This is a genomic window from Catenulispora subtropica (assembly GCF_039531675.1).
GTDB classification, from domain to species: Bacteria; Actinomycetota; Actinomycetes; order Streptomycetales; family Catenulisporaceae; genus Catenulispora; species Catenulispora subtropica.
The window spans coordinates 39,305-56,793 of record NZ_BAAAQM010000067.1 but is presented as its reverse complement, the minus strand read 5'-3'; the positions used below and the strand labels follow the sequence as shown (position 1 = coordinate 56,793).

Annotated in this window: 13 protein-coding genes; 8 read left to right on the top strand and 5 right to left on the bottom strand. The window is 72.7% G+C overall.

From position 1 onward, the window contains the following. From ABD466_RS38210 to narI, 4 genes are all read left to right on the top strand, one after another. A partial coding sequence (locus ABD466_RS38210; protein ID WP_344662166.1) for a nitrate reductase subunit alpha occupies positions 1-2,732 on the top strand: 2,732 nt, incomplete at its 5' end. Beyond that, a complete protein-coding gene (gene narH, locus ABD466_RS38205; protein WP_344662165.1) occupies positions 2,732-4,315 on the top strand; it encodes a nitrate reductase subunit beta in 1,584 nt (527 codons plus the stop codon). The genes ABD466_RS38210 and narH, both read left to right, overlap by 1 nt. Further along, positions 4,315-4,989: a nitrate reductase molybdenum cofactor assembly chaperone gene (narJ, locus tag ABD466_RS38200; protein WP_344662164.1), complete on the top strand. Its 675-nt coding sequence runs from the start codon at positions 4,315-4,317 to the stop codon at positions 4,987-4,989. Before narH ends, narJ begins: the two co-directional genes overlap by 1 nt. A 13-nt stretch (positions 4,990-5,002) precedes the next feature. After that, a complete protein-coding gene (gene narI / locus ABD466_RS38195) occupies positions 5,003-5,728 on the top strand; it encodes a respiratory nitrate reductase subunit gamma (protein ID WP_344662163.1) in 726 nt (241 codons plus the stop codon). Positions 5,729-5,938: 210 nt separating this feature from the next. On the opposite strand, the gene fusA is transcribed toward narI, so the two are convergent. Together fusA and ABD466_RS38185 are read right to left on the bottom strand one after the other, a co-directional pair. Continuing rightward, on the bottom strand, positions 5,939-7,996 hold the full coding sequence (gene fusA, locus ABD466_RS38190) for an elongation factor G (RefSeq protein WP_344662162.1): 2,058 nt from the start codon (positions 7,994-7,996) through the stop codon (positions 5,939-5,941). Between the two features lie 303 nt (positions 7,997-8,299). Then, positions 8,300-9,343 (bottom strand): LacI family DNA-binding transcriptional regulator, encoded by a 1,044-nt coding sequence (locus ABD466_RS38185; protein ID WP_344662161.1) that lies wholly within the window; start codon positions 9,341-9,343, stop codon positions 8,300-8,302. A 149-nt stretch (positions 9,344-9,492) separates the two neighbouring features. Here ABD466_RS38185 and ABD466_RS38180 point away from each other — a divergent pair, with 149 nt between their 5' ends. The 4 genes from ABD466_RS38180 to ABD466_RS38165 all read left to right on the top strand — a co-directional run bounded on the left by ABD466_RS38180 (position 9,493) and on the right by ABD466_RS38165 (position 14,427). Further along, positions 9,493-10,791, top strand: a complete 1,299-nt coding sequence (locus ABD466_RS38180) for an alginate lyase family protein (RefSeq protein ID WP_344662160.1) — start codon at positions 9,493-9,495, stop codon at positions 10,789-10,791. A gap of 143 nt (positions 10,792-10,934) precedes the next feature. Next, positions 10,935-11,609, top strand: coding sequence for a GntR family transcriptional regulator (locus ABD466_RS38175; RefSeq protein ID WP_344662159.1), 675 nt, complete (start codon positions 10,935-10,937; stop codon positions 11,607-11,609). A 41-nt stretch (positions 11,610-11,650) separates the two neighbouring features. After that, positions 11,651-12,193 carry a GNAT family N-acetyltransferase gene (locus ABD466_RS38170; RefSeq protein WP_344662158.1) on the top strand — a complete coding sequence of 181 codons (543 nt, stop codon included), beginning with the start codon at positions 11,651-11,653 and terminating at the stop codon, positions 12,191-12,193. 368 nt (positions 12,194-12,561) lie between these two features. Then, positions 12,562-14,427, top strand: a complete 1,866-nt coding sequence (locus ABD466_RS38165; protein WP_344662157.1) for a LuxR C-terminal-related transcriptional regulator — start codon at positions 12,562-12,564, stop codon at positions 14,425-14,427. 18 nt (positions 14,428-14,445) lie between these two features. Here ABD466_RS38165 and ABD466_RS38160 read toward each other — a convergent pair whose 3' ends face one another. The 3 genes from ABD466_RS38160 to ABD466_RS38150 are packed head-to-tail and all read right to left on the bottom strand — an operon-like array spanning position 14,446 to position 17,421. After that, positions 14,446-15,186 (bottom strand): methyltransferase, encoded by a 741-nt coding sequence (locus ABD466_RS38160; RefSeq protein ID WP_344662156.1) that lies wholly within the window; start codon positions 15,184-15,186, stop codon positions 14,446-14,448. Between the two features lie 31 nt (positions 15,187-15,217). Further along, positions 15,218-16,072 (bottom strand): SDR family NAD(P)-dependent oxidoreductase, encoded by an 855-nt coding sequence (locus ABD466_RS38155; RefSeq protein WP_344662155.1) that lies wholly within the window; start codon positions 16,070-16,072, stop codon positions 15,218-15,220. Positions 16,073-16,077: 5 nt separating this feature from the next. Then, positions 16,078-17,421 carry a preATP grasp domain-containing protein gene (locus ABD466_RS38150; RefSeq protein WP_344662154.1) on the bottom strand — a complete coding sequence of 448 codons (1,344 nt, stop codon included), beginning with the start codon at positions 17,419-17,421 and terminating at the stop codon, positions 16,078-16,080. Between the last annotated feature and the right edge of the window lie 68 nt (positions 17,422-17,489).

Sequence of the window (17,489 nt, the reverse complement as noted above, 5' to 3'; positions counted from 1 at the left end):
CCGAGTTCTTCGACACCTACGTCAAACAGTTCACCGACCTGCCGTTCCTGGTGACACTCGCCGAACACGACGTGGGCGGCTACTACGTGCCCGACAAGTTCGTCCGTGCCGCCGACTTGGAAGAAACCCTCGAGAACGACGCCCCGCACGCCGAGGGCTCAGCCTGGAAGACCGTCCTGCTCGACGCCGCCACCGGCCGCCCGACCGTCCCCAACGGCTCGCTCGGCTTCCGCTGGACCGAGTCCGGCAAGGGCCGCTGGAACCTGGATCTGCAAGGCGTCGAACCCCGCCTGACCGTGCTCGGCCTCCCCCACGCGATCGGCGCGGAGGTCCTGCTCCCCCGCTTCGACACCGACGGCGGCGAGCACGGCCAGGGGCGCGGCGAGATCCACACCCGCGGCGTCCCCGCGATCCGGCTGCGGCCCGACGGCCCGCTGGTCACGACCGTCTTCGACCTCTTGCTCGCGCAGTACGGCGTGGCCCGCGACGACCTGCCCGGCGTCTGGCCCGAGGGCTACGACGACGCCGCCCAGCCCGGCACCCCGGCCTGGGCGGAGGCGCAGACCTCGGTCCCCGGCCGCCTGGCGATCAAGATCGCCCGCGAGTTCGCCGACACCGCGGTGCGTTCCCGGGGCCGCTGCATGATCCTGATGGGCGCCGGCACCAACCACTGGTTCCACTCCGAGACGATCTACCGCTCGTTCCTGGCCCTGCTGACGATGACCGGCTGCCAGGGCCGCAACGGCGGCGGCTGGGCCCACTACGTCGGCCAGGAGAAGTGCCGCCCCTTCACCGGCTGGGCGATGCTCGCCTCCGCCAACGACTGGTCACGGCCGCCCCGGCAGATGATCGGCGCCGGGTTCTTCTATCTGAACACCGACCAGTGGCGCTACGACCGGTTCCGCTCCGAAGTGCTGACTTCGCCGCTGGCCTCGGGCGCGCTGGCCGGCATGACCGGCGCCGACTGCCTGGCGCGCGCCGCGCGCCTGGGCTGGATGCCGTCCTACCCCACCTTCGACCGCAACCCCCTGGACCTGGCGGACGAGGCGAAGGCCGCGGGGAAGGACCCGGCCGCCCACGTCGTCGACGAGCTCGAAGCCGGCCGGCTCGGGTTCGCCTGCGAGGATCCGGACGCGCCCCAGAACTGGCCGCGGGTGCTGACGCTGTGGCGGGCCAACCTCCTGGGATCCTCGGCCAAGGGCGCGGAGTACTTCACCAAGCACCTGCTGGGCACGCAGTCCTCGCTGACCGCCGAGGAGGCCGCCGAAGACGTCCGGCCGCGCGACGTGAAATGGCGTGATGCGGCCCCGGAGGGCAAGCTCGACCTGCTCCTGTCGCTGGACTTCCGCATGACGTCCTCGGCTCTGCTGTCCGACATCGTGCTCCCGGCGGCGACGTGGTACGAGAAGCACGACCTGTCGTCCACGGACATGCATCCGTTCATCCACTCCTTCAGCCCGGCGGTCGACCCTCCGTGGCAGGCCCGCACCGACTTCGACGCCTTCCACACCATCGCGCGGCGTTTCAGCGAGCTGGCCGTCGGGCACCTGGGCACGCGGCACGACGTGGTCGCCGCGCCGCTGCAGCACGACACCCCCGGGGAGATCGCGCAGCCCGGCGGCGTGGTCCTGGACTGGAAGTCCGGCGAGTGCGAGCCGGTGCCGGGTCAGACGATGCCCGCGCTGGCCGTGGTCGAGCGGGACTACCCGGCGGTCGCGGCGAAGATGGCCTCCCTCGGGCCGAACGTGGAGAAGCTCGGGCTGCCGGTCAAGGGCCTGAAGTTCGTGCCCGACGAAGAGGTCGCGGCGTTGAAGGCGCTGAACGGCGTCGTGCACGGCGGCCCGGCCGACGGCCGTCCGCGGCTCGACACGGCGGTGAAGGCGTGCGACGCGATCCTGCACCTGTCCGGGACCAGCAACGGCCGGCTGGCCGTGCAGGGCTTCCACGAGCTCGAGGAACGGGTCGGCACCCGCTTCGCACAGCTCGCCGCCGAGCACGAGGGCAAGAAGATCAGCTACGCGGACACCCAGGCCGCGCCGGTGCCGGTGATCACCTCGCCGGAGTGGTCCGGCAGCGAGTCCGGCGGGCGCCGCTACGCGCCGTTCACCCTCAACACCGAGCACCTCAAGCCCTGGCACACCCTCACCGGCCGCCAGCACTTCTTCCTGGACCACGACTGGATCCACGAGTTCGGCGAGGCGCTGCCGGTGTACCGGCCGCCGCTGGACATGAACCGGCTGTTCGGAGAGCCGCGGCTGGGGCCCGAAGGACAGAAGGAAGTCACCGTCCGGTACCTCACGCCCCACAACAAGTGGTCGATCCACTCCGAATACCAGGACAACCTGTTCATGCTCTCGCTGTCCCGAGGCGGGCAGACCATCTGGATGTCGTCGCAGGACGCCGCCGCGATCGGGGTCGCGGACAACGACTGGATCGAGGCGGTGAACCGCAACGGGGTCGTGGTGGCGCGCGCCGTCGTCTCGCACCGGATGCCGAAGGGGACGGTGTACATGCACCACGCGCAGGATCGCACGATCGGGGTGCCGAAGACCGAGGCCACCGGCAAGCGCGGCGGGATCCACAACTCGCTGACCCGGGTGATGCTCAAGCCGACGCACCTGATCGGCGGCTACGGACAGCTGTCGTGGGCGTTCAACTACCTCGGCCCGACGGGCAACCAGCGCGACGAGGTCACCGTGATCCGCCGCCGCTCGCAGGAGGTGCGGTTCTGATGCGGGTCATGGCGCAGATCGCGATGGTGATGAACCTCGACAAGTGCATCGGCTGCCACGCGTGCTCGGTGACGTGCAAGCAGACGTGGACCAACCGCCGCGGCGTGGAGTACGTCTGGTTCAACAACGTGGAGACCCGGCCCGGCCTGGGATATCCGCGACGGTTCGCCGACCAGGAGAAGTGGAAGGGCGGCTGGGAGCTCGACCGTCGCGGACGGCTGAAGCTGAAGCAGGGCGGGCGGTTCAAGAAGCTGGCGGAGATCTTCGCCAACCCGGTGCTGCCGACCATCGAGGACTACTACGAGCCCTGGACGTACGACTACGGGAGCCTGCAGCAGGCGCCGCTGGGGAACGACTTTCCGGTGGCGCGGCCGCGGTCGCTGCTGACCGGCAAGCCGATGGACACCGTGCGGTGGAGCGCGAACTGGGACGACAATCTGGGCGGCGCGCCGGAGTACGGGCCGGAGGATCCGATCGTACAGCGGATGCGCGCGCAGGCGGCGGACGTCGGCGAGAAGGTGAAGTTCGCGTTCGAGCAGGCGTTCATGTTCTACCTGCCGCGGATCTGCGAGCACTGTCTCAATCCGGCGTGTGTGGCGTCGTGCCCGTCGGGGGCGTTGTACAAGCGGTCCGAGGACGGCATCGTGCTGGTCGACCAGGACCGGTGCCGTGGCTGGCGGCAGTGCGTGACGGCGTGCCCGTACAAGAAGATGTACTTCAACCACCGCACCGGCAAGGCGGAGAAGTGCACGTTCTGCTATCCGCGGGTCGAGGTGGGGCTGCCGACGGTGTGCTCGGAGACCTGCCCGGGACGGCTGCGGTACCTCGGCGTGATGTTGTACGACGCGGACAAGGTGGCCGACGCCGCGCGAACCGAGGACGACCGGGACTTGTACGAAGCTCAGCTCGGTGTGTTCCTGGACCCCGCGGATCCCGCGGTGGTACGCGCCGCGGAGGCCGCGGGGATCCCGCACGACTGGATCGAGGCGGCGAAGCGGTCGCCGGTGCACAGGCTGATCTGCGACTACCGGGTGGCGCTGCCGCTGCATCCGGAGTTCCGGACGCTGCCGATGGTCTGGTACGTGCCGCCGCTGTCGCCGGTGGTGGAGGCGGTGGCGGAGTCCGGGCACGACGGAGAGGACGCCGGGAACCTGTTCGGGGCGATCGACGCGCTGCGGATCCCGGTGGAGTACCTGGCGGAGCTGTTCACGGCCGGGGACGTGGTGCCCGTGCGGGCGGCGCTGGGGCGGCTGGCCGCGATGCGCGCGTACATGCGGGAGGTGAACCTCGGCGAGGTGCCCGAGGAGCCCTCGGTGGAGATCGAGGAGCTGTACCAGCTGCTGGCGATCGCCAAGTACGAGGAGCGGTACGTGATCCCGACCGCGGCGATGGCGGACGCGCACGCGATGGAGGAGGCGGCGCTGGCCTCGGGGTGCAGCGTGGACGACTACGACGTCTCCGCCATCGACCCGAGCGGGCCGTTCGGCGACGACTCGGGATCGAAGAACCTGCCGTTGATCAGCCTGGAGGACTTCCACGGCATGCGGCGGCGCCAGACGGCGGACCGGCAGGAGGAACTGTGATGGCCGGGCTTTCTCGGGGGCTCCCCCCTCGGCTCTCTCACCGGGATCGGGTGGTGCACCAGGCGGCGGCGCATCTGCTCGACTATCCGGACGCGGCGTGGCGGGAGCGGATGCCGCTCGTGCGTTCGGCTTTGGAGGCGGTCGGGGGCGCAGGGGCGCGGCAGCTGGTGCGGTTCCTGGACCGGATGGCGTCGATGACACGCGGGGAGATCGATGCGCACTACGTCGAGGTGTTCGATTTCAAGAACAAGCACAGCCTGTATCTGACGTGGTGGCTCGACGGGGACACGCGGCGGCGCGGGGCTTCGCTGGTGGAGCTGAAGGCGGTGTACCGCGAGGCGGGTTTCGCGTTCGCCGACACGGAGCTCCCCGACTATCTGCCGGTGGTTCTGGAGTTCTGCGCGGCGACCGGGGATCACGCGCTGCTGCTGCGGCACCGTCCCGGGCTCGAACTGCTGCGGCTGGCGCTCGCCGAGCGCGGGACGCCGTACGCCCTGGTGCTCGCGGCGGTGTGCTCGACGCTGCCGGGGCCGTCGCCGAAGGACCGCGCGGCCGCCCGGGCGCTGGCCGCCTCCGGTCCCGCGCGCGAGACGGTCGGGCTGGACCCGGACACCGCGGCGCTGCGGCCGTACGGCCATCTCGACCTGTTGCCCCTCCTGACCCCCGACCGCTGAACGGAGTGAGGCTGTGACGACGTTCCTGTGGGGCGCGCTCCCCTACATCTCGGCCGCGATCCTGGTCACCGGCCTGGTGTGGCGCTACCGGTACGACAAGTTCGGGTGGACCACCCGGTCCTCGGAGAGCTACGAACGGAAGGTGCTGAACATCGCCTCGCCGATGTTCCACTACGGGATCCTCTTCGTGCTGGTCGGCCACCTGATAGGGCTGTTCGTCCCGGCGTCCTGGACCGACGCGATCGGCTTCAGCGAGCAGTGGTACAACCTGCTGTCGCTGTTCGCCGGCACCGCGGCGGGCGTCCTGGCGGTGGTCGGCATCGGCATGCTGATCTACCGCCGCCGCACCACCCCGGCCGTCTTCCGCGCCACCACCCGCAACGACAAGCTGATGTACGTGGTCCTGTTCGCCGCGATCATCATGGGCCTGGTCGCGAAGCTCACCCACGCGGGCATCCACGAGGGCTACGACTACCGCTCGACCATCGCCCCCTGGTGCCGCAGCCTGTTCACGCTGAACCCGAAGGTGTCCCTGATGGCCGACGTCCCGGTTCTGTTCCAGATCCACGCCGTCATCGGCCTGCTGCTGTTCGCACTGCTGCCGTTCACCAGGCTGGTGCATATGTTCAGTGCGCCGGTGCAGTACTTGTTCCGGCCGTACATCGTGTATCGGAGCCGCGACCCGCGGGGCTTGGCCGAGCGTCCGACGCGGCGGGGCTGGGAGGGGATCGGGAGCTGAGGCGCCGCACCGGATATTAGGCTGCGTGCTCGTGGTACCCGACCCCGATTTCGACCTGGACCCCGACCCAGAGCTGTGGGAGCGGCTGATCGGCGGCCGCTGCGCGCGGGTCGCCGTCATCAGCCCTCAGGTCGGCCGCAGCATGACTGACGACGGGAGTGTGATCCGGCCGGCCCGCTTCGAAGAGCGGGCCGGCCGGATCACGTCACCTCACTGCGCCGAGGCCGACGCCGGCGCGGCCGCGTATCCGGCCGCCCGGGTCGTGAACGTGCCGCGCCCCTGCGTCCGGCTGCGCAGCCGGGTCGCGTAGCCGAACACCTCGGCCAGCGGCACCGTGGCCGTGACCACGACTGTGGCGCCGCGCGCCGTCGAGTCGGTGACCCGGCCGCGCCGCGCCGCCAGATCGCCGAGGACCGCGCCGACCGAGTCCTCCGGTGCCGTCACCGTCAGCTCGACGACCGGCTCCAGCAGCGCCATCACGCTCGCGCGCAGGGCGTCGCGGAGGGCGAGCTTGCCCGCGGTGCGGAACGCCTGCTCCGACGAGTCCTTCACGTGTGTCGCCCCGTCGGTGAGCACGACGCGCAGCCCGGTCACCGGGTGCCCGCCCAGCGGACCGGCGGCCAGCGCGTCGCGGCATCCGGCCTCGACCGCGCGGACGTACTCGCGCGGGACGCGGCCGCCGACGACCGCGGACTCGAAGACGAACCCGGTGTCGCCGAGGTGGCCGGTCAGCGCGTGGACCTCCAGCACGACGTGGGCGAACTGCCCGGAGCCGCCCTCCTGCTTGACGTGCCGGTACACGAAGCCGGTCACGCCGCGCACGACGGTCTCGCGGTAGGCGACCTGCGGACGCCCCACCGCCACCGCGACGCCCTTGTCGCGGCGGATCTTCTCTATCGCCACCTCCAAATGCAGTTCGCCCAGTCCGGACAGCAGCGTCTGCCCGGTCTCGCGGTCGGTCCGGACCACCAGCGACGGATCCTCCTCGGCTGCCCGGGCCAGGGCCCTGGCCAGCCGCTCGGTGTCGGCGTTGCGTTCGGCCTCGACCGCCACCGAGACCACCGGCTCGGCCGAGACCGGGGCCTCCAGCAGGATCGGGGCGTCCGGCGCGCTCAGCGTCGCCCCCGTGCCGGCGCCCTTGAGGCCGACCAGCGCCACGATGTCGCCGGCCACCGCCTGCTCGACCTCGGTGTGCCGGTCGGCCTGCACCCGCAGGATCCGGCCGACGCGCTCGGTCCGGCGCCCGGTGACGTCGAGCACCGCGTCGCCCTTGCTCAGCGTGCCGGAGTACAGGCGCACGTAGGTCAGCCGGCCCGTGCCGGTCGCCTGCACCTTGAACACCAGCGCCGCCAACGGCTGGTCCGGATCGGCGGCCCGCCGACCCTCGCCCGCGACCCCGGTCAGCGCGGGCCGGTCCAGCGGCGAGGGCAGGTACGCCACCACCGCGTCCAGCAACGGCTCGATGCCGCGGTTCTTGTACGCCGCGCCGCAGAGCACGACGACGATGTCCCCGGAGGCGGTCAGGTCGCGCAGCGCGGCCCTGAGCGTCTCGGCGGAGAGCCGCGACCGGTCGACGAACTCCTCCAGGGCCGCCGCGTGCCGCTCGGCCACCGTCTCCTCCAGCACCCGCCGGCGCCGGACGACTTCGTCGCGCAGCTCGGCGGGAACCTCGGAGACGACCATCTCGCCGCCGCCGTCGGTCCATGTCAGGGCCCGCATACCGACCAGGTCCACGACGCCCGTGAAGGCGCCCTCGCTCCCGATCGGCAGCTGGACGACCGCCGGCACCGGGTGCAGCCGCTCGCGGATGGAGTCGACGGCCGCGTCCAGGTCGGCACCGGCCCGGTCCATCTTGTTGACGAACGCGACGCGCGGGACGCCGTACCGGTCGGCCAGCCGCCAGACCGACTCGCTCTGCGGCTCCACGCCGGCCACCGCGTCGAACACGGCGACCGCGCCGTCGAGGACGCGCAGGGAGCGCTCGACCTCGGCGGAGAAGTCGACGTGGCCGGGGGTGTCGATGAGGTTCACCCGGTGGCCGTCCCACCGGCAGCTGACGGCCGCGGCGAAGATGGTGATGCCGCGGGCCCGCTCCTGGGGGTCGTAGTCGGTGACGGTGGTGCCGTCATGGACCTCGCCGCGTTTGTGGACGGCGCCGGTCAGGAACAGCACGCGCTCGGTGACGGTGGTCTTGCCCGCGTCGACGTGGGCCAGGATGCCCAGGTTGCGGACGAGGGCGAGGGATTGCCGGGTCAGGTGGGAACGCATGATGGATCGGTCCTTCGAGAACTCGCTGTGAGATCCGCGAGGTGTGCTCGCGGCGGATCAGGACAGCGCGATGCCCGGAAGCGGTGAGAAAGCGGGAATCAGGGGTCGAGCAGCTTCCGGGAGGGTCTCAGCGCAGGCCGCGCAGCCGGCACCGAGCCGGCGAAGACACGAGGATCACCTCGAAGGGGTGCCGGGAGGCGACGATGGCGGAGCCGCCGCGTGTCATGATCCCTCCCCGTCCTCGATGCCGGTGATGAGCCCTTGGCCGCGCCCACGCTCGATCGCGGACGCGTCGCAGCGAGGCTAGCGGACGGCGCCGGCGGACGGAACCGATTTCCCGGAGCCCGGCGGGGGCGCCGTGGAGCCGCCGACCACCAGCCGCACCGGCAGCACCCGCCAGCGCGGCGCGCCCGGCGCGCCCTGGCCGACCTCGGCGTCCAGCAGCGCCATCGTGGTCTGCCCGGCCCGGCCCAGCGGCGGGGCGACGGTCGTCAGCCGCGGGGTGCTCGCCGCGGCCAGCGGGATGCCGTCGAAGCCGGTCACGCTGATCCGCGCCGGGACGTCGACCTGCCGCTCGCGCAACCGCACGATGGTGCCCAGCGCCATGAGGTCGTTGAAGGCGATGACCGCGGTGACGCCCTCGCGCAGCGCGCGGTCCGCGATCTGCGCGCCCGAGGCGAAGTACGGTGGGAAGGCGCCGAGGTCCACGACGCGCAGGCCGCCGGCCGGGCCGCACAGGGCCAGGCCCCGGCGCCGCTCGGCGTCGCCGAAAGACGTGCGCGGCCCCCCGGCGTAGCCGACGTGCCGGTGGCCCAGCGCCGCGAGGTGCGCGACGAGGCGCCGCATGCCGTCGACGCAGTCCACGACGACGCCGGGGAGCCCGGGGATCAGCCTGTTGAACAGGACCGTGCGGCCCGGGATCGTCAGGGCCCTGAGCCGATCGCTCGGCAGCCGGGGCGAGAGCAGCACCAGGGAGTCCACCTGGCGGGCGATCATCCGCACCAGATCGGCCTCCACGGCCGGGTCCTCGACGGCGTCCAGGGACAGCACGTGCCGCCCTTCGGCCGGCGGCGCGCTGCGCATCCCGCGCAGGACCGCCGGGAAGAAGGGGTTGGCCAGGTCCGGGACCACCGCGCCGACGAAGCCGGTGCGCCCGGGATCGGCGCCCTCGCCGCCGCGGCCAGGGCCGGTTCGCGGCCGCCGCGAGGCGTAGCCGAGGCGCCGGGCGGTGTCCACCACCCGGCTCCGGGTCGGCTCGGCGACCAGGTGCGGGTTGTTCAGGGCCCGCGAAACGGTCGCGATCGACACCTCCGCCTGCCGCGCCACTTCTCGGATCGTCGCCGCCATCGGTGCCTCCCTCCGCCCTTGTCATGGCCTCCGCCATGGCGTCACACCCCGATGAAACACCGTGAAACACGGGATGACCACCAGCGACAAGTAAAGAAAGTTAACAGAGTCCGATCCCGTCCCCGACCCCTGAGCTCAGGAGCCCCTTCATGACGAAACGCCGTCTCCTCCTGGCCGCCTCCGCCGCCGCGGCGAGCGTCCTGCTCGCCCTCGGCCCGCAGGCCGTCACCGCTTCGGCGGCGCCCCCGAAGCTGCCGCCGCTGGCCGTACCGAGGACGGTCCTGCTCGACGGCCCCACCATCGCGCATATCCGGACCCGGATATCCGTCGGCCACGGCACCGCCGCCGAGAAGGCCGCGGTGGCCGCTCTGGTGCGCACCGCGGATTCCGAGCTGACCGCGGGGCCGTGGTCCGTCATGGACAAGCCGCAGGTCCCGCCGAGCGGCGACAAGCACGACTACATGAGCCAGGCCCCTTACTGGTGGCCGAGCAAGCCGATGACACCCGACAACCCGCTGGGCTGCCCGTACATCCAGAAGGACGGGCAGCGCTACCCCGGGGCGGACGCGATCACCGACCACGACGAGCGCGGTCAGGCGTGGAACGCGATCCGCGACCTGACGCTGGCCTGGTACTACACCGGGCGCGCCGACTACGCGAAGCGGGCCGAATTGGACATCCGCACCTGGTTCACGGACCCGGCCACCGCGATGAACCCGACGCTGGCCTACGCCCAGGGGATCCCGTGCCAGACGCCGGGGCGCGGCATCGGGATCATCGAGTCCTCCGACCAGATCGTGGACGTGCTCGACGCGCTCGCGCTGTTGGACGCCGGCGCGCCGGGGTGGACGCACACGGACCGCGCGCAGTTGCAGACGTGGATGACGACGTACCTGACGTGGATGCGGACGAGCGCCAACGGCCAGGACGAGGAGGCAGCGACCAACAACCACGGATCGTGGAAGGACCAGCAGGACGCGGCGATCGCGCTGTACGTGGGGCAGCGGTCGGAGGCGGCGTCGATCGTGGAGTCGGCGAAGGCGAACCGGATCGCGGTGCAGATCCAGGGCGACGGGAGCCAGCCGCTGGAGCTGTCGCGAACGCGGTCGTGGCACTACAGCAACTTCAACGTCACCGCGCTGTGCCGGCTGGCGGAGGTGGGGCGGCACGTAGGGGTGGATCTGTGGTCGTACACGGCGCCGGGCGGCGGCACTCTCAGCAAGGCCGTGGACTACCTGATCCCGGCGGCGGAGCACGGCGCGAGCGCCTGGCCGCACCAGGAGCTGGGAACGTTCGACCAGACACTGGCGGTCTACGAGCTGCACGCGGCGGCGTCCGAGGCGCACGACGGCGCGGCGAAGGAGGCCGTGGGGCAGACGCCGGCGCCGGGCGGGACGGACCTGTGGCCGGTCGAGCCGGACTGCTTGGCGACCAGCTCGGCGGGGTGATCCCGCTCAGGTCGCGGCGCCGCTTGACCACGGCTGACGACCGCTCGTAATCTCAGCGACGCATCGTATATCAGATCTCAGCGACACCGGCGTCGAGCCCACCCGGCGACGCCGGTGTCGCCGCAAGTCCTTGGGGGGCCGCCGTGCCGGAGTCCGTCAGTCCGCCGTCCGCGCCGGTGCGTCCCGGTGCTCTGCCGTCCCGGTCGGAGTCGGTCCTGGAGGCGATCAAGCACCTGATCCTGGTCGGCGACCTGCGCTCCGGCGCGCAGCTGGTGGAGACCGACCTGGCGGAGCGGCTGGGCGTGTCGAAGACCCCGGTGCGGGAGGCACTGCGGACGCTCGCCGGATCCGGGCTCGTGACGATCAGCCCCTACAAGGGCGTGGCGGTGCGCGTGGTCGACCGCGACCTGGCGCGCGCCGTCTACGACATGCGGCTGCTGGTGGAGCCGGTGGCGACGGCCCGCACCGCGGCGTCGGGCGGCGGCGACTGGGCGGCGGCCGCCGCGGCTCTGGACCGCGCCGACGCAGCGGCCGACGGGGCGCAGCGCTCTGTGGCCAACCGCGCCTTCCACCGCGCCGTGTACGCCGGCTGCGGCAACCCGATCCTCGTGAAGGTGCTCGACGAGCTGCAGGACCAGACCGCCCTGGTGTCGAGCATGGTGTGGAACACGCTGCCCTCCTGGGAACAGGAGGCGGCCGAGCACCGCGCCATCCTCCGCGCCTGCCGAGCCGGCCAGGCCGACCAGGTCAGGGACCTGATGCGCGGCCACATCAGCTCCTTCGTCGCCCGCAGCTTCCCGGAGAGTGAGGCGCGGTGATCCCCGGCACCCCGCCGCCCCGAGGATGATTCACTGGCCCCATGCGCATCGAGCTCGAAGTCGACGGCCACCCCGTCATCGTCCGCGACCTGGAACCCGCCGACGAAGAAGGCGTGCTGGCGGTCTTCACCGCCTCCGAGGACTGGTTCCTCGCCGCGACCGGGCAACCCTCCGCCCCCGGTGACGTCCAGAGCTCCTTCTACTCCCTCCCCGAAGGCTCAGACTTCGACGACAAGGTCCTCCTGGTGATCGAGACCGCCGGCGAGGTCGTCGGCTTCGTCGACGCCGTCCGCCGCACTCCCCACATCGCCGCGGTCGCCATCGGCACCTTCCTGATCCGCCCGGAGTACCGCCGCCACGGCATCGGCCGCGCGGTTGCGCGGGCGCTGTTCGCCGCCGCGAGCGACGCCGACTTCGCTCAGGTCAACACGCATGTGGTGGAGGGCTGGGTCCCGGGCCGGAAGTTCCTGGCGGCGTTGGGGTTCACGTTCTCGGCGCCGCGCCCGCCGAGCGGGGCGGTGAACCGGAACATGGGGCCGGGCGAGGATCGGGCGGTGATTCCGGCGCTCATCGCGATCGGGTGAGACGGAGCTCGTGAGCCCTTCAGAAGGCTTACAACGACCTGCTGCCGCGCATCTCGCTCGGGTACGGGACGGACATCGGGGCTACGTGTACTACATCGCGCGGGCCAAGGCCACGAACGACTTCCGCGGCCGGGGATCCTCCCCGCTCATGAGGGAGCAACCGCGGTGGGAGCGCGGCCGGGCGCCCTCCGCGAGGCATGATCGTCCGCACTGGTCGGACACCCTCAGCGATTCCTACGTCATCCTGAGTAGCCGCCGTGACCCTCCGTGCGATAGTCTTCACAAGAACTGAACATTGGTTCACACGATGTGGGTCTGCCGCGCGCCGCCGTGCCCGACGGAATCAGGCCTCTGATCCAGGGGGGAGCATGCGGGGAGCTCTCGGTCGCGCGCCCACGCGGGCCCGGCTGCTTCCGCCGGACATCACCGACTTCACCGGGCGTGCGGCCGAGCTGGCCGCGCTCACCGACCCGGCGGCCCTCCCGCCGCACGCCGCGGCGCTGTTCGCGGTCACCGGGGCCGGCGGCACCGGCAAGACGGCGCTGGCCGTGCGGGCCGCCCGCCTGGTGGGCCCGACCTTTCCGGACGCCCACCTGTACGCCGACCTCGGCGGCTACACCGGCGCCCCGGTGCCCGTCCCCGACGTGCTGCGCCGCTTCCTGCGCGCGCTCGGCGCCGACGGTCCGCTGCCCCCGGATCCGGACGAGCTCGTCGGCATGTTCCGCACCGCGCTGGCCGGGCAGCGCGCCCTGGTGGTGCTCGACGACGCCGCCGACGAGGCGCAGGTCCGCCCGCTGCTGCCGACCGGTCCGGACGCGCTGGCCATCGTCACCAGCCGGAACTGGCTCGGCGGCCTGGCCGGGGCGGTGCCGCTGCGGCTCGGCCCGCTGCCGGAGGCCGAGGCCGAGGCGATGCTGGCCCGGATGCTGGGCCCGCGCTGGACCGGCCAGGAGGACGCCGGCGACCTGCTGGCGCTGTGCGGGCACCTGCCGCTGGCCGTCCGGATCGCCGCCGCCCGGCTGCTGTCCCGGCCCCAGATGACCGTCGAAGACCTCTGCGACCAGCTGCGCGACGAGGGCCGCCGGCTGAAACGGCTCACCGCCGGCGACATCACCGTCCACGGCGTGCTGACCTCCTCCTACGAGGCGCTGGAACCCGGTGACCAGACCGTCTTCCGCCGCCTCGCGCTGCTGCCGGGCTTCGACTTCTGCACCGAGGCCGCCGCGCTGACCGCGGGCATCGTCCGCGAGGAGGCGCAGGAGGCGCTGGACCGGCTCGCCGACCGCAGCGTGGTGCGCGCCGAGTCGCCGCCCGGCCGCTACAGCCTGCACTCCCTGGCCCGGCTGTTCGCCGCCGACCGCCTGGCGGACGAGGACTCCGAGACCGTCCGGGCGGCCGGGGACCGGCACGTGCGGTGGGTGCTGGCCCGGCTGCACGCCGCCGCGGAGGTGGTGAACCCGTGCCTGGTGCGCCTGCCCCGCGAGGAGCCGGCGGCCGAGCTCGGCACCCCGTTCGACCGCGAGAGCGCGCTCGCCTGGCTGGACGCCGAACGCCACAACCTGCTCGCCCTGGTCCGGCGCCACCGCCGCACCGGCGACCCGGCGGTGTGCTGGACGGTCCCGGACGCGCTGCGCGGCTACTTCTTCGCCCGCCGGCACCTGCGGGAGTGGGGCCGCATGGCGGGCATCGGCCTGGCCGCCGCGCGTTACGCCGGCGACCTGCGCGCCCAGGCCGCCATGCATCTGAGCCTCGGCATGGCCGAGTGCGCCGCGGAGCGCGTCTACGAGGCCGAGGACCACTTCCACCGCACCGTCGAGTTCGGTCTGGCCTCGGGCTGGCGCGAAGGGGAGGCCGCCGGGTACCGGAACCTGGCCGACGTCGCGATGATCCACGGCGACAACGCGTCCTGGGAGAAGTACCTGTCGTTATGGGCTGATCTGAAGGAGACCCTGGGCCGGTGCCCGCTGCCGGCGGAGGACGATCGTGACGACGACACCGCCTCGGCCGCGGACCGGGGGACGGCCCCGTCCGCGGACTGGGCGAGCCTGAGCCACCGCGAGCAGACCGTGGCCCGCCTGGTGGTGCAGGGCCTGACCAACCAGCAGATCGCCAAGCGGATCCGCTGCTCGCCGGAGACGGTGAAGTTCCACCTGCGGAACATCTTCCGGAAGCTGGACATCGGGTCGCGGGTGGAGATCGCACGGTTCGTGCTCTCCCCCGGAGGGTCGATGTGAGCCCGGCGAGCGGCGGCGTCAGCCGGCTGTGATCTCCAGCAGGCTCAACTCCACGCCGATCCCGCTCAGCGCGCCGCTCTGGCGCCGGTACGTGCGCACTTCGAGGCCCAGCTCGTCGGCCATCACCAACAGCCGGTCCCGGTTGCCCAGGGTGTTGAACCCGAGGAACATCCGGCCGCCGGGCGCGAGCAGCTCCGGGCCCTGGCTCAGATACCGGCGGTGTGCGGCGTAGTCGCGGTCGAAGAAAGCCCACTGGAGCTCGTCGAGGTACTCGAACTCGGCCGGCGCGTCGATGACGTTGGAGTTCCAGTAGATGAGGTCGAAGCGCTCGTCGGGTCCGATCTCGTCGAACAGGTCGCCCTTGAGCACCCGCACTCGGCCGGCCACGCCGTGCCGCTGCGCGTTCACCTCCGTGTTCGCCACCGCGGCCACCGCGATGTCCACCGCCGTGACGTGTGCGCACCCGCTGAGCGCGGCCGTCACCGCCGTCACCCCGGCCCCGGAGCCGATCTCCAGGAACGAGCCGCCCGCCGGATAGGGCAGCCAGCCGGTGAAGAGCCTGGTGGACATGGTGTGCACCGGTGCGAACACGCCGGGCAGCAGGGTCCAGGTCCGGCCGCCCAGGGCGAACTCGCCGGGACGCCCCTGCACCGCGCCGTGCGCCCGGCGCAGGGCGGCGCCGGCCGCCATCGGATCATCGCCGGTGCCCCGTCGGACCGCCTGCCGCCGTCCAGCCTCCTGCCGCTGCTCGAGCGTCATCGTCATCTCCGTCCCGTTCGGCGGCGCCGCGTCAAGCGCTGAGCCCGCCGTCCACCACCAGATCGTGGCCGATCACGTAGGAGGCGTGGCTGGAGACCAGCCAGCGCACCGCCGCGGCGATCTCGGCGGGAGACGCCAGACGGCCGATCGGCCCGGTGTGCGCCGACCGCACGTCTCGCGCGTCCCGCAGGTCGCGCTCCTCCGACGCCTCTCGGCCGCCCGGCGTCTCCCGGCCGCCCTGCCCCGCCCCGGTCTCGGTGGGCCCGGGGCTGACCGCGTTGATCCGGATCCCGGAGCCGGCGCACTCCCGTGCTGCGGTGCGGGTCAGGACGCTGAGCGCGGCTTTGCTGGCGGCGTAGACGCCCTGATACGGCTCGCGCATCGGCATACCTACCCGCGAGGCGATGTTGACCACCGCGCCGCCCCCGCCGCGCCGCATGAGATCGATCTCGTGCTTCAGGCAGAGCCACACGCCGGTGAGGTTCACGCCGAGCACCGCGTCCCACTCGTGCCGCGGGGTGTCGGCGACCGGGCCCCAGGACGGGCGCCCGGCGTTGTTGACCGCGATGTCCAGGCGGCCGTGGTCGCGTTCCAGCGCCGCGAACAGGCCGGCCACCGCGGCCGGGTCCGTGACGTCGACGACATGCGCCCGGGCGCCGGTCCCACCAACCGGCGCCCGGGCTCGGCCGCCATCCTGCGACCCGCCACCTGCCACGGCGGCCGCCTTGTCGGCCAGCTCGACGGTTCCCACCAGTCGCTCGGCGGTCCGGCCGGCCACCACCACGCGGGCGCCGGCGGCGGCCAACGCCACCGCCACCGCCCGGCCGATGCCCGACCCGCCGCCGGTGACCAGGGCCACCCGGCCGGCCAGCCCCTCGTCGTCCACGGGGCTCAGACCGCGGACGACGAGGTCCGGTCCAGCGCCGCGAGGGCGCCGGCTTCGAGTTCGCCCGCGTGCGCGTGGTCCCGTCCGACGGCGAGGAACTGCCCGGACGGGACGGGGGAACCGCCGCCCGGGCCGTCCGCCGGTCCGGCGGAACCGCTCAGATCGTCCCCGGTCAGCAGGACGCCCGTCCGGGTGTCCGGATCGAACGCCAGACCGGACCGGTCGAGCAGCGCCTGCGCCGTGGCGAAGGAGGGCCACGGGACACGGTCCCGCGAGATCAGGACTCTGGCAGGCGGACAGTCTTCTCCGATCGCGTACCGGGCCACCACGGCGAGGTGCGTCGTGTCGGTCACGCCGCCGTGCAGGGTGCGGAAGAGAACGTCGCCGTCCGGTCCGACGACGGCGTCCAGACCCGCGTAGCCCCGGTAGCCGAGGGCACGAACCACCTCCATGACGCGGGTCGCGTGGGCGACGAAGGCGCCGAGGTCCGGGGCCTTCGCGGCGTCCGCCGTCGGGGGCGGCGGGATCACCAGGCCGTTGCGGATCGGCGTCGTGCGCAGCCGGCCGTGGTAGAGCACGGTGACGGCGCCGGCCTCGACGAGGAACTCGATGCGGAGTCGCTCACCGTCGTAGGTGTAGTGCTCGACCACCACCGGGAACGCGCCGTCGCGCGAGTAGCGCTCCCAGCTCTTCGCCAGGTACTCGCCGAGGGTCTCCCGGTCGGCGACGGCGATCGTGGTGTCGGCGTCGGCCCCGGGCGGGCCGCCGACCGGCACGATGAGCTCGTCGGCGGCGCCGGCCGGGAGGGCCGGGCGCGCCGGCCGCACCAGCGCCGCCCGGCCGCCGGCCAGCAGCGGCCAGACGAACTCCTCGGCCTCCCGAGGACCGGTGCAGACCCGGCCCTCGGGAACGGGGACGGCGTTCCCGGACGCGAGCGCCCGGAACACCGCCAAGTCGCCGACCAGCCCGCCGCCATGCTGGGCGAGGAACGCGGGAACGCCGCGCGGTCCGTCCAGACCCGCCTCACGGGCCAGGCGCAGGACCGCCGCGTCGTGGCGGACCGCAAGCAGTCGGTCCACCCCGCGTCCGCCCGCCAGCTTCCGAAGCTCCCCCACGAAGCCCGGGACGGCGAGCCGGCCGTCGTCGAGTGACTCGGCACCCTGACGTCCCGCTGGGGGGACCGCGATCCGGGGCTCGCCGGCCGGCAGGGCGGCGAGCCGCCGGAGGAGGTCCAGGAACTCCCCCGTCGGGTACGACGGCAACACCACCACGTCGCCCTCCCGGGCGAACCACACCATGCGGTGGGCCTGTGCCCCGGAGGACCGGTTGCCGATGACGAGTCGACTCATGAGCTTCAGCCTCGCGGCGGGGCGGGGCCGCCACAACTGCCCGTTGGGGTAGGCGGCGGCGCGGCGGC

Excerpts from the sequence above, each read along its gene's own strand:
- narH (WP_344662165.1), top strand. The coding sequence starts at position 2,732 with ATGCGGGTCATGGCGCAGATCGCGATGGTGATGAACCTCGACAAGTGC.
- narJ (WP_344662164.1), top strand. The coding sequence starts at position 4,315 with ATGGCCGGGCTTTCTCGGGGGCTCCCCCCTCGGCTCTCTCACCGGGAT.
- fusA (WP_344662162.1), bottom strand. The coding sequence starts at position 7,996 with ATGCGTTCCCACCTGACCCGGCAATCCCTCGCCCTCGTCCGCAACCTG.
- ABD466_RS38185 (WP_344662161.1), bottom strand. The coding sequence starts at position 9,343 with ATGGCGGCGACGATCCGAGAAGTGGCGCGGCAGGCGGAGGTGTCGATC.
- ABD466_RS38180 (WP_344662160.1), top strand. The coding sequence starts at position 9,493 with ATGACGAAACGCCGTCTCCTCCTGGCCGCCTCCGCCGCCGCGGCGAGC.
- ABD466_RS38170 (WP_344662158.1), top strand. The coding sequence starts at position 11,651 with ATGCGCATCGAGCTCGAAGTCGACGGCCACCCCGTCATCGTCCGCGAC.
- ABD466_RS38165 (WP_344662157.1), top strand. The coding sequence starts at position 12,562 with ATGCGGGGAGCTCTCGGTCGCGCGCCCACGCGGGCCCGGCTGCTTCCG.
- ABD466_RS38160 (WP_344662156.1), bottom strand. The coding sequence starts at position 15,186 with ATGACGCTCGAGCAGCGGCAGGAGGCTGGACGGCGGCAGGCGGTCCGA.
- ABD466_RS38150 (WP_344662154.1), bottom strand. The coding sequence starts at position 17,421 with ATGAGTCGACTCGTCATCGGCAACCGGTCCTCCGGGGCACAGGCCCAC.